Source organism: Pirellulaceae bacterium (assembly GCA_019636385.1).
Lineage (GTDB): Bacteria > Planctomycetota > Planctomycetia > Pirellulales > Pirellulaceae > Aureliella.
Window position 1 is genome coordinate 467,250 of the sequence record JAHBXT010000002.1, and the last position, 11,610, is coordinate 478,859.

Annotated in this window: 10 protein-coding genes and 1 tRNA gene; 4 read left to right on the plus strand and 7 right to left on the minus strand. The window is 54.6% G+C overall.

The window, feature by feature from the left end; all coding sequences use genetic code 11:
• Nucleotides 1–225: 225 nt before the first annotated feature.
• Nucleotides 226–1,683, plus strand: a complete 1,458-nt coding sequence (locus KF752_07520) for a DUF255 domain-containing protein (GenBank protein ID MBX3421391.1) — start codon at nt 226–228, stop codon at nt 1,681–1,683.
• A 357-nt stretch (nt 1,684–2,040) separates the two neighbouring features.
• Nucleotides 2,041–4,074 (plus strand): flagellin, encoded by a 2,034-nt coding sequence (locus tag KF752_07525; protein ID MBX3421392.1) that lies wholly within the window; start codon nt 2,041–2,043, stop codon nt 4,072–4,074.
• Between the two features lie 4 nt (nt 4,075–4,078).
• On the opposite strand, the gene KF752_07530 is transcribed toward KF752_07525, so the two are convergent.
• The 5 genes from KF752_07530 to KF752_07550 all read right to left on the minus strand — a co-directional run bounded on the left by KF752_07530 (nt 4,079) and on the right by KF752_07550 (nt 8,036).
• Entirely contained in the window at nt 4,079–4,768 is a 690-nt protein-coding gene (locus KF752_07530) for a DNA repair protein (GenBank protein ID MBX3421393.1), read from the minus strand.
• Nucleotides 4,769–4,784: 16 nt separating this feature from the next.
• On the minus strand, nt 4,785–5,099 hold the full coding sequence (locus KF752_07535; protein ID MBX3421394.1) for a hypothetical protein: 315 nt from the start codon (nt 5,097–5,099) through the stop codon (nt 4,785–4,787).
• The gene (locus KF752_07540; GenBank protein ID MBX3421395.1) at nt 5,083–6,033 is read right to left on the minus strand and encodes a metallophosphoesterase family protein; all 951 of its coding nucleotides are present in this window, start codon (nt 6,031–6,033) and stop codon (nt 5,083–5,085) included. The genes KF752_07535 and KF752_07540 overlap by 17 nt, the downstream gene beginning before the upstream one ends.
• Nucleotides 6,026–7,462, minus strand: coding sequence for an AAA family ATPase (locus KF752_07545; protein MBX3421396.1), 1,437 nt, complete (start codon nt 7,460–7,462; stop codon nt 6,026–6,028). The genes KF752_07540 and KF752_07545 overlap by 8 nt, the downstream gene beginning before the upstream one ends.
• A gap of 64 nt (nt 7,463–7,526) precedes the next feature.
• The gene (locus tag KF752_07550) at nt 7,527–8,036 is read right to left on the minus strand and encodes an RDD family protein (GenBank protein MBX3421397.1); all 510 of its coding nucleotides are present in this window, start codon (nt 8,034–8,036) and stop codon (nt 7,527–7,529) included.
• 305 nt (nt 8,037–8,341) lie between these two features.
• Here KF752_07550 and KF752_07555 point away from each other — a divergent pair, with 305 nt between their 5' ends.
• Both KF752_07555 and KF752_07560 read left to right on the plus strand, forming a co-directional pair.
• Nucleotides 8,342–9,859 carry a hypothetical protein gene (locus KF752_07555; protein ID MBX3421398.1) on the plus strand — a complete coding sequence of 506 codons (1,518 nt, stop codon included), beginning with the start codon at nt 8,342–8,344 and terminating at the stop codon, nt 9,857–9,859.
• Nucleotides 9,860–10,307: 448 nt separating this feature from the next.
• Nucleotides 10,308–10,883, plus strand: a complete 576-nt coding sequence (locus KF752_07560) for a methyltransferase domain-containing protein (protein MBX3421399.1) — start codon at nt 10,308–10,310, stop codon at nt 10,881–10,883.
• A 12-nt stretch (nt 10,884–10,895) separates the two neighbouring features.
• Here KF752_07560 and KF752_07565 read toward each other — a convergent pair whose 3' ends face one another.
• Nucleotides 10,896–11,462 carry a peptide chain release factor-like protein gene (locus KF752_07565; GenBank protein MBX3421400.1) on the minus strand — a complete coding sequence of 189 codons (567 nt, stop codon included), beginning with the start codon at nt 11,460–11,462 and terminating at the stop codon, nt 10,896–10,898.
• Between the two features lie 13 nt (nt 11,463–11,475).
• Nucleotides 11,476–11,559, minus strand: a tRNA-Leu gene (locus KF752_07570).
• Nucleotides 11,560–11,610: the final 51 nt, after the last annotated feature.

An 11,610-nucleotide genomic window follows, 5' to 3' on the forward strand; every position in this document is an offset into this window, starting at 1 on the left:
TCCATCGTCGAGTCGCCTAAGAATATTATCTCTTGCCGCATTACTGTCAAGCGAAACCTGATTTGCTAGCCTCGAATTCGGCGATTTTTTCGATTTTTCCGGCAAACTCGGCTTGAGCGGTAAAGTTTCCCAGGCCGATGTTTCACTCAGGAACCAATCCGCACTTCGGTAGGCCGTGCCTTCCAAGTGCTGACCAACGCCCTTTGATCTGAAGGAATCGAAATCGTGACCCTCCGCTTCCACCTAGTTTGGTTGACGCTGGCATTTCTGTGCGGTCTAGCGGTAGCTAACGAACCCTCCCCCACCATTCGTTGGGCGCCCGACTTGCATGCCGCTGAGGCGGCGTCCCGGCAGTTCAACGTGCCCTTGCTGATTCACTTCTATGGAGATGGCTGTCTGCCCTGCCGAACACTAGAGCAGAGAGTCCTGTCGCGGCCCGAAATCATTCAGACGCTTAACAAATACTTCATTTGCATTGCTATCAACGGCAGCCAGCAAACTCAGGTCGCCGCCAGTTATGGAGTCCACAGTTGGCCGACCGATGTGTTTGTCAGTCCTGACGGCCAGCCACTGTATCAAGGTGTGTGTCCCCAGGATCCCAATTCGTACCAAAGAACGCTTGAAAACGTAGCTCTCATGAACCGCGACCGGTTGGCGTTGCTGGCTGAAAAAACGTCAACGAACAATCGTACAGCAGCCCCCACGCTTCCGTCTGGTGTCCCAGCGCCACAGCCGGGATTGTCAACGTTGACTCCAATGGGCGAAACGCGTCAGTCGGGATCGCAGGCACCCAACTACTATTCGGCAACTGCCGAAAACCAACACCGAGCAAAATTGGCCACCGGTTCGACTGCCTCGCCTCAGATAGTCAGCGGACCAACGGTCGCCAGTTTACAAGCAAGTTCGATCCTCGGCCCGCAACCTGCAGCCCGGCATCCAGGCATGTCGGCTGACGCTCAGCCAGCCGGCCTGGAGGGGGTCCCGTTCCCACCGCTGCCAGGGCTATCACGATCCGAAACGGTCCACCCCAGCACCGCGAACCCCTCAACAGCATTTACCAACGCTCCGCACGTTCCAACGGTGGATAAAACTGACTCTGCAAGTACGACAGGACAGCCAGGACAAGCTACTCGGTCGATATCCGCTCAGCTCGTCTCCACGCCTCGCAACACGAGCACCGAATCAACCAACCCATATTATCAGCCACCAGCAGCTTCGACCCTAGCACCTTCAATCAGCGCAACATCCGTTTCTCCGAATGAAACTGAAGTTGCCAGTTCGACCAAGGCGGCCAATGTCAATTTACCGCAATCCGCTTCAGGTCCGCCAGCGCTGGATGGCTACTGCCCAGTGTCCCTGAAGAGGCAACAGTGGCTGCCTGGCGATATGCATCTAGCCGTACGGCACCGTGGTAGAGTCTATCTACTCTCCAGTCAAGCTGCTGTGGATGCATTCATGCAGTCTCCGGATGATTTCATTCCCACGCTATCAGGCAATGATCCCATGCTGCTACTAGAGGAAGGTCGGTTGTCACCGGGTTCAACACAACACGGGCTGTTCGAGGCACGTACCGGCCAAGTACTGCTTTTCAGTTCTGCGCAATCGAAAACCAAGTTCCAGCAGGACTTCGATCGCAATATGCAAGCTTTAGAAGCGGTCAAGACGCGGGCCAGCGCTCGCTAAGCAGCTTGACTATCCACACGGTGGTTGGACTCTACAAACTGTGCTGATAGTCTGGGGCGTCTGTACGCACGAATCCGAATACGCTTTAGTAGCAATACCAGCTGCGGCAATGTTTGACCCTTTCATGTTGATTGCGCACTCAAATCTTTCGATCAGATTTTCTGGGAATCCAAAGTTCGGCACGTCACCTAGGCCCAAGGTGACGATGCTAGCAACTTTGCCAGTTACAGGCTGAGCACGCAGCCTGAGGCAGTGGATACCAAAACGAACCAGCCAAGCTAACCCCGTTCTTAGCCTTGACTAGCTCACGGGCAATTTGCCCTCAGGAGAGGTTACCTAAAAGCCGGAGAGTCACGGATGACTCGCATCAACACCAACGTCAGCTCACTGGTCGCGCAAAACCGCCTCAATCGGAACAATTCCGATTTGCAAGTTGCGCTGGCAAGGCTTAGTACCGGCTTACGCATAAACACGGGCAAGGATGATCCGGCTGGTCTGATCGCCAGTGAAGCGCTGCGCAGCGATATCGTCAGTATCAACAAGGCCATTTCTAATACGCAGCGTGCCGCACAAATCATCGGCACGGCCGATAGCGCTCTGGGGCAGGTCAGCACCATTCTCAACACCATGCGCGGCTTGATAGTAGAAGCAGCCAACTCGGGTGCCATGAGTGATGATGAAATCGCGGCCAATCAATTGCAGATTGACAGTTCGCTCGACGCCATCAACCGCATCGCTCAAACCACGACTTTCCAGGGCCGCAAGCTCTTGGATGGTTCGCTTGATTTTATCAGTGACTTGAGAAGTATACCCCAAGTTCTGGACTCGCGAATCGATCAGGCTAACCTAGGCGTTACCGGTATCATGAACGTGCAGGTCAACATTATTTCACCTGCCACCCAAGCCGAATTGACCACTTCAGCATTCGCTATCGACAACGCGCATGCAACCGTCAGTTTTGCTGCCCGATCCTCCACTATACTGACTGACATTACTGTCGCGGCGCTGGAGAATACCGCACCTGCCACAATCCAGTTCCAGTTCGACAATACGCTAGCTGACGATACGGTTGAAGCAGACTTCGATTCCGGCACCAACGTGATTACTGTTCGCGCCAAGGGAAGCACGGACAGCTCGATTACCAAGGCTCAGATTGCGGCAGCCATCGACGCTCTTGACGATTTCACAGCGACTGCCGACGCGGGTACAGCAGCCGACCCGGCTGGAGATTTTTCGGGCGTCGGTTCACCGCCGGTCGACGCGGTGCTGGATGCCGTGTCGTTGACGATCCAGGCCGTGCAAGCTGGCTTGGAATTCAATAACGTTGAGATCGTTTTCCAAGAGGGTACTGCTGCTGGGGCTGCTTATGATGCTCTGACCAAGACCCTGACCATTGACTATGCAGCCGGTTCATCCACGATCGATGATATTGTGGCTGAAATCGATGCTTTGGCAGAATTCAGCGCCATGGCAGGTTCCGGTGGAGCCAATCTGACGCAGTCCGGCGATAGCCAAGCCACCGCAAACACGGAGTTGACCGGCGGTGGGATCCTGATCGACGACGTTGTTTTCGAACTGGAAGGTACCAATGGCATCGAGACCTTCAATCGACCTGCTGGAACAACCGCACAACAGCTAGTAGCGTCCGTAAACTTGCTGAGCGATGCGATAGGCGTTACGGCCACTCTGTCCCCGACCACAGGCCAGATTACATTTCAAAGCACCGACTACGGCTCGCGCAGTCGCGTTGCCATCCAGATTCTTCGCGAGGGTCCCAATGGCATTTTCCGCGATTCGCTCAGCAGTATTCGCCAGCATGGAACTGATATTGCGGCTACGGTCAACGGTGTTCCGGCTAATGGCAACGGCTATCAACTGTCGATCAACACCGCTGCCCTCTCGCTGCAAATGAGCCTCGATCCGAGCTCCATATTAACCAGCTTGAATTTCGCGATTTCCGGTGGCGGAGCCCTGTTTCAACTCGGTGGTGACGTGGTCAGCAACCAGCAGGCCCGCATGGGTATTGGCAGCGTGACCACTAGTAAACTTGGTGGCATCAGCGGCAAATTGTATGAACTAGCCCTGGGCCAAGCTAAAGCGCTGACAGGTGATATCTGGGGAGCATCGCGAGTCATTTCCGAAGCCATCAACCAAGTTACAAGCCTGCGCGGCCGTCTGGGAGCATTTCAGGCGACTACTTTGGAGAGTAATCTAACCTCCTTGAACGACACAGTTGGCAATCTAACCGAAGCCGAAAGCATGATTCGCGATGCCGACTTCGCGAAAGAAACGTCCCGACTGACGCGCGCCCAAATACTGGTTCAATCAAACAACGTTGTCCTGGGCATCGCCAACCAGAATCCAGAAAACGTTCTGCGACTACTGCAATAATCCATCACTGGCAGTCTGTCGTTGTGGCGGTCTTGCAGCGCTCAGTAACCCGCAGGCCATTCGCGTCGGGCTGGAACTCGTACACCTTGTCAGCATACTGCTCGAAGGCTGGCAGGTCATGATGGCTTATCATCAGGACTTGAAACCCCAGTGCTCGGCTAGCTTCGTGGACGATTTTGACCAGCCGCGGAACCAGATCGGGACGCAGCCAACAATCCTGTTCGTCCAGCACCAAAAACCGCCGATGTTGGGAGGGATCGAGGGTCGCCAGTGCGAACATCCGCAAGCCGACCGACAGGATATTAACGACGGAACCCCCTTGACCACGCATGATGTCTTCGCGATGGCCATTGCGTTCGGTGTAAAAGCTGATACTCGCGCTACCGCCTTTATAGCTGCAGTCGGCTTTCAGCAAAATTGGCTGTTCGAGCACCTCTTGCAGAGCCAGCGTTAGCTTATCTTCCAACACCCGCACGATTTGGCCGAACATGTCTTCGCTCAGTTTGTCCAGCGCATCATGCACGGTGTCGGCGATCGCCAAATATTGACTCAACCGCTCATATTCGCCTGCCTCGCGAGCTCTGTCCTTGCGACGATTGTCTTGTCGATCCTGCAAGATCGCCAAACGAGTTTGAGCCACCTGCGGTGAACGGAGGCTGGTGGGCCCGGGCGTAAGGGGCTGTGAGATGCTCATGGGGACCCCTGTCAGGCTAGCTTGTCGGCATGTTCGATTGTTCAACTTCAGCAAGTTGTGCTTCGATCGCCTCCAGATGTCGCTGGTAATCCGACCGCTGGCGCTCGTTTTCTTCCAGTAGATCATGTAGCTTTTTTTTGAGCAACTCCAGGTCGTCCGTTCCATAATCAAGTAGCGCTTGCGATTTGAGCTGTTTCAGTCGATCTTCGGCGGCACCCTGCTTGGTTTGTGCCGCGATCTTCTTCTCATTCAATTTTTCGTAGCGTCTTTTGAGTCCCTCAATATCCTGTTGACCTTCGGGTAATGCAGTCGATTCAGTCTTTTTTGCCATTGCTCAATACCTCCTGCGCGAGGCAGCGAATTTCAGCGGCTACTCGCGGATCAAACTGAGACACGTTTTGGTTGAGAAATTCTTGCAGGCCGGCTCCGGTTTGTGTCCGCCGCGTCAGCAGCTCGCCCAGACCATTGACGAAAGCCGATTCGTGGCCAGGTAGATCTTCATCGATTACCTCGGCATGGAATACATCATCAAATGGTGAATGCGGAACCTCAATAATCTGCTGTTGCCAACGGTTGGCCGCCACGTCAATTCGCAAAACTTGTGGCGCTCGTCCGCGCGTAGTATCGCTTCGCGAAATGCGCGCTATGTTACCTGGATTGATCCAGGTTGTCTGACCTTGGATGACATCCGAGAGCGGCCGATGGATGTGGCCGTTAATGACGATGTCGATGCCATTGATCTCGAACGGCTTGAATCTCCCCGATTCATCGTAGCCAGGAAACAAAATGTCGTGATGCGTCAGCCATACGACCAGTTCAGCGCCAGCTCGCTGGGCTGCAAATGATTTTGGCACTGGCTGACCCCAGGGAGTACCGCCGATGATCACCGAACGGCCGTTGATCTGGCCGGACCAGGTTGTTGTCTCGTCCAGTAATTGCAGACGGCTTCCTTGGACAATGACACTCAGTGAATCGTCGCTGCCAAGTGACAGCTCAGTGCAGTCATGATTGCCCCAGATGCCTAGAGTTTCAGTGGTCAGTAGACCGAGCAGCTCGCTCAGTAGCCAGTTCGCATTGTCACGCGGCCAATGAAATAAATCGCCTAGCAAACAAGGCAGCAGGCATTGCTGGCGGGCGTACTCAAGGCTCCACTTCAGTTTGCTGAGCATCGCGCGCGGATAATTGTCTTTTCGAAAGCCGGGGACTCGACTGGCCAAGTGTGGATCACCAATAGCTAACAGTCCGCGATAGTTAGGTTCATGCATGCGTGTGCCCCCACTTTAGTAGACGTTGGGGATCTATTTCGGCGCCGCAATTTGAGCAGATGGGATTGGCGACGGTCCACAGCTCCACGGAACGGATGACCCGCTCAAGCTCTTCGTCTAGTTGTGTGGTTTCCAATAAGCAATTCGCAATCTCAACTTCCGCCAAGTCATATGCCTTAATGAGCTGCCTTAACGGCTGCATCTCAAGCGGCTCCGGTGGTGCGGCCAGCATCGTCAGGACCGCGTGCTCGCTGGCGGTTTCCTCAGCCAACTCGGCAGCGGCGGTCAATTCAGCGAGCATTCGCTGTAAGACCACAACTTCATTCAGTTGGGGCGTTGGTTGTAGAGCTTGTAAACATGTCACTTGTTGACTGAAACATTCAGCTTGCTGCAGAGTGGTCGCGAGTGAATCCATGACGTCTTGAAGCCTATCCGTCTCTGCCATGAGCGGCGGGACTGCCAGCGGCTGGATCGCGATCGTGAGATTCTTATAGACGTCGCGTTCCCAGCGGGCCTTGGCCAGTTCCTCCACTGTCAGCTGAAGACGAAACGTTTCTGGAAGCGCTGGAGGTTCTGTAAGCTCGGCAAGCACCTTCAAGCGACTGGCTTCATGATGTAGCTGCCGATCCGATTGTTCCCAGAAAGAAAGAATGTCCTGCAGCGGTTGGGTTGTCACCAACTGCGGTGGCGAAGTGAGGCGACTCAAGCAATTCAGCTCGGCTGTATGTTGCTCCAACTCCGAACTCAGCTGTACAAGCTGCTGCAGGTCGCTGGAAAGTTGAATCGAAAGCTGCTGATGTTGCTCAACGGCCTGATACTGTTTGACAACCGCTTGCATCGCGCCAGAAATCTCCGACACCGGTTCTAGCCACAGCAGCTCAGCATCCAGCATTTTTAGGCGTTCGGACAGTTTTTCTGCTTCGCGTTTTGCTGTCCGAACTTTATCTTTGTGCAGTTTCTGCATCCGCATGAGGTATTCTGCATCGGACGACGACGCAAAAAACATGGCTGTGCGGCGACCGGAATCGTTTACCAGAAAAATCGGTGACTTCTGCGCGCCGAAGTGTATGTCGAATTCTTCGTTGCCATCCTCCGATACAACTTGCGGCAGTCGCAAGATATCGTGGAGGTCATCGGGCATAACCCCGCGCGGAATCTGACGACCGTCAATGATGTAGCTTACGGCTCCTCGCCTGCGTTGCCAGGTGACGCTGTGTCCGTCGTCCGTTTCGATTGTGACACGGCATTCTTTTTGACCGTGCCGGACCATGAACTCGCCAGCGGTTTTCGAGCACAGGGTTTGCAAGGCCGACACAACCGCCGACTTACCGCAATTGTTTGGCCCAATCAACACTGTCAGCCCTGGCGCCGGCTCGATCTCCGTTCGCACATGCGACATGTAGTTTTCCAGCACTATTCGGCGAATCATGAAGTTGGCACTATGTGCAAATGCCCTGAGAGTCTGGAATTGGCAAATCGCGAAGGGCAGTTACTCATGAAATGTCAACGACCACTGTGCTGGCCAGCAGATCGTGAATGCACCGCCGATCCTCGCGAAAGATAAAACAAATGTCAACGATGGCATAAATGCTACCTACGCACGGCACAGCGCCGATCAAGCCATTTACCAAAGCGCGCAACACGAAACAGTGCACGAAGTCTGCCGGCTGACCTGTCGCAAAATCTACGATTTGAGTCTTCATCACATACTTGCCAATGGTTTGGCTGCGCGTGGCCAACAGATAGATTTGTACGACTAGTACCGCTATGATGGTAACACCCATCCAGCCCATGCCCAGAAGTAGTGGAATACTTACGTTTCCTGATCGTTCCGCAGCCTGTGCGCCAATGATCACGGCAATGTAGCCGGGCAGCACAATCAAGCCCACCAGTCCATCGACCAGCGCGCCCAGGAACCGCTTGCCCAAATCCGCAGTTCGTCGGGGTGCGCGGAATGGGTCCGAACTGGCAGGAGCAGAGTACGGGTTGAAGGCATTCGACATGGGAACCTCATCAGCTAAATGTTAACAATAAACCAAAATGTCCAAGCCAGTGGAGCAAACATCCAAGCCGTGACCTGGTCGCTTACGACACGCCTGGCTACTCAATTCAACATCAAGTAGCAATAACCTAGCGATTGCTGATGTCAGTTGCAATCGTCCCGGAAAGCTAAAACTGAGCATGCTTGCTGAGTCAGTGCCTGGAGCGACTGGTGTTCGCAGTTGGGGGCCAGCCTACAGCCGGACAAACAGGGCGAGTTTTAGCGTATACTGTTTCGATACGATCGACGCAGCCGATGGAGTAGAGCATGGCAAGTATCGCTAATCAGGAACCGGCGCACTCGGAAGCTAGCCCAATTGCCAACGGCCAGCAGTATATCGACAGTCTGCGCGGGCGCAAGTTGAAAGTCTATCTCTTTGGCGAATTAGTTCAGGAGCCGGTCGACCATCCGATCATTCGCCCGTCCATTAATGCAGTGGCGGAGACATACGATTTGGCCGTGCGAGAGCCTGAATTGGCGACGGCGATGTCCCCATTTACTGGCCAGCGGATCAATCGCTTCTTGCATATCGCTACTAGTCGCGATGACTTGGTAATGCAGAACCAGATGCAGCGCAAGCTGGGTCAAAACACCGGCACCTGCTTCCAGCGCTGCGTCGGCATGGATGCGTTGAACGCGTTGCATTCGGTGACCTTCGAAATCGATGCCCAGCATGGCACTGAGTATCATTCGAGATTCCTGAAGTTTCTGGCAGGGGTGCAGGCTCGCAACTTCGTAATCGGTGGTGCAATGACAGATGTCAAAGGTGACCGCAGTCAGCCTCCGCACGCTCAAGCCGATCCCGACCTGTACGTACACGTGGTTCGACGAACGGCCGAGGGCGTTTACATCAGTGGTGCCAAAGCGCATCAAACCGGTTGCCTCAATTCACATTGGCTGGTCGTCATGCCCACGCTACGATTGGGTGAAAAAGATCGCGACTATGCCATCGTGGGGGCGATTCCGGTCGATGCTGACGGCCTGACCTATATCTATGGCCGACAGTCGTGCGATACGCGCGCGATCGAGGGCGATATTGACGCCGGCAATGCTCAATACAGCGGTCAGGAAGCACTGGTGATTTTCGACAATGTGTTCATCCCCACCCAGCACATTTTCATGGATGGCCAATACGAGTTTGCGTCGATGCTGGTCGATCGCTTTACGTGTTACCATCGTCGCAGTTATGTCTGTAAAGCCGGTGTAGGCGATGTGCTGATCGGTGCGGCGGCTACCGTGGCGGATTACAACGGCGTTGAACGCGCATCGCACATCAAGGAAAAACTGGTCGAGATGACGCACTTGAATGAGACGATTTACGCCACCGGCATCGCCTCCTCGTATCAAGCTCGCCAGCTAGATTCAGGCGTCTATCTAAATGATGAAATGCTGGCCAATGTCTGCAAACATCATGTGACCAAGATGCCCTACGAGATTGGTCGATTGGCTCAGGACCTAGCCGGCGGGCTGATGGTAACATTGCCTTCACAACGAGATTTTGAATCGCCAACCACTGGCCCACTGTTGGAAAAGTATTTGCGCGGCCGTCCGGAGATCAGCACGGAAAATCGAGTGCGCATCCTCCGCTTGATCGAAAATATGACGCTCGGGAGAAATGCCGTCGGTTACTTGACCGAGTCGATGCACGGTGCCGGGTCGCCGCAAGCCCAGCGCATTCAAATTGCGCGGCTGATGCAAATCGAATTCAAAAAGCGGTTGGCCAAGATGTTGGCCGGAACGGTAGGCGAATCGTCTGGCAGCGACGGATCGCCAACCGAGCCGTAGATTCGGAGGCTCCCATCGTCAAGCATCGATAGACAGAATTAACTTGCATCGCTCCACGCCTTTCTGGTCCACGCGTAAGTCAAGCTCCATTAGGCGCTGCAAATGAGCCGACAGTTCTGTGGCCTACCCATTCGTCGGGCCGCTTCGAGGCGAATTAGTTTTTCCTGCATGTTGGCTGATGCGGTCATAGAATTGGAAAATGTAGCAGTCGAGCATGGGAAGGACGGCTATGCGCTGGGCTCGGTTGCGCAGTAAAATTTAAAAGTAGCTACTGAAATCGATTGCTGTTCTGCAGGATCGCACAAACAGGCCGTTGTGGGCAAACTAAGATCGCCACTCTGGGGTTCAGACAATGGGCCGTGACATTCGCCGATCCTTGCGGGGCTTAGGGCTGCACCTTGACTTTTGGCGAGAGTGTCTGCGTCGACCGCGCCATGTGGCATCCGTCGTGGCTAGTTCTCGATTCTTAGAGCAACGCCTGGTCGATGTCGCGGAGGTGCCACAGGTCCGCTGTATCGTCGAATTGGGGCCCGGTACGGGAGGGACAACTCAATCGCTGTTGGCTGCGATGGATCACAGCGCGACTTTACTGGCCATCGAACTGATTCCCTCACTGGCTCGCCAATTGAAGACCATTGAGGAGCCTCGGCTTGTCGTGGAGCAAGCCGATGCGGTGGAACTGCGAAATATTCTCACCGATCGACGGCTGCCCCAACCGGATCGCATCATTTCTGGAATCCCCTTCTCCGCTCTCAAACCTGAGCAAGCGCAGCGATTGATGCAGCAAATCTATGAGCTGTTAGCGCCTGGCGGGTATTTCATTGCCTATCAGGTTCGGAACGTAGTTGTGTCGCTGGCCGAACCCTATTTCGGCCCCGGCGAGATGTTTCGTGAGTACCGAAATGTGCCTCCGTTAAAGATCTACCGTTGGCGAAAGCACGCCGGTGACGGCTGTTGCCAACGGAGGGCAGTAGCTCGCAAGGTCTTGGGTACGCAGAATTTGGCGGGAACGATTATGACTTGAGGCCAGCGGTCATTATTTCAGAGGCGGCAGCAAGAGTTGTTGCCGCTGCTGATTGACCAATTGCAGTGCTTGTGGTTGGGCCTTGAGTAGCGCCACCAACTGCGAACTGGTGGTATCTAATTTCTTTGCTGCAGCGGCTGGCTTCCAACCGGCTGCTGACAAATGGTCGAGCGCTTCAGCTAACAGAGCCGGAAAATCGCTATGATCGCAGGCAATGCTCAGGCGTTGGCGGCTAAGTCGCTGGTACCACAGACTACTAGGCTCGGGAACATTTGCAGCCTGCAGTTGAACTCCTGCCGCGGTCAAGTCGCAGCCAGGCAAACCTGCGCCAATTGAATCGGCCCACGGGCTGCGGTGGTGTACGGCCAGCTTCAATCGCAACCTACTTATGGCAACACGGCGATTAGCCGCTTGGCTGCGCCGCTCGCCTGCCTGCGCCTCGATGCCCGTCGGCTGATGTACGAGAATCACGGCTGTTTCACATTTATTGCGATGTTGACCGCCTGGACCGCTGCGCCGACCAGTTCGAAACAGGCACGCCTTCATCAACTGTTCTTCAGCTAAACAAGCTGGATGCATGAGTATCCATCAATGCCCAGGACTGGATTTGAACCAGCAAGGGGTTGCCCCCACAACGACCTCAACGTTGCGCGTCTGCCAATTTCGCCACCTGGGCAGCCAATGTCCAGCTTGCGCTGCGACCGGCTGGCGGATGTTCACTATAGGA

What these genes read in the sequence shown, in the direction of transcription:
- KF752_07525 (MBX3421392.1), top strand. Translation starts at nt 2,041, where the DNA reads ATGACTCGCATCAACACCAACGTCAGCTCACTGGTCGCGCAAAACCGC.
- KF752_07530 (MBX3421393.1), bottom strand. Translation starts at nt 4,768, where the DNA reads ATGAGCATCTCACAGCCCCTTACGCCCGGGCCCACCAGCCTCCGTTCA.
- KF752_07535 (MBX3421394.1), bottom strand. Translation starts at nt 5,099, where the DNA reads ATGGCAAAAAAGACTGAATCGACTGCATTACCCGAAGGTCAACAGGAT.
- KF752_07540 (MBX3421395.1), bottom strand. Translation starts at nt 6,033, where the DNA reads ATGCATGAACCTAACTATCGCGGACTGTTAGCTATTGGTGATCCACAC.
- KF752_07545 (MBX3421396.1), bottom strand. Translation starts at nt 7,462, where the DNA reads ATGATTCGCCGAATAGTGCTGGAAAACTACATGTCGCATGTGCGAACG.
- KF752_07550 (MBX3421397.1), bottom strand. Translation starts at nt 8,036, where the DNA reads ATGTCGAATGCCTTCAACCCGTACTCTGCTCCTGCCAGTTCGGACCCA.
- KF752_07555 (MBX3421398.1), top strand. Translation starts at nt 8,342, where the DNA reads ATGGCAAGTATCGCTAATCAGGAACCGGCGCACTCGGAAGCTAGCCCA.
- KF752_07565 (MBX3421400.1), bottom strand. Translation starts at nt 11,462, where the DNA reads ATGCATCCAGCTTGTTTAGCTGAAGAACAGTTGATGAAGGCGTGCCTG.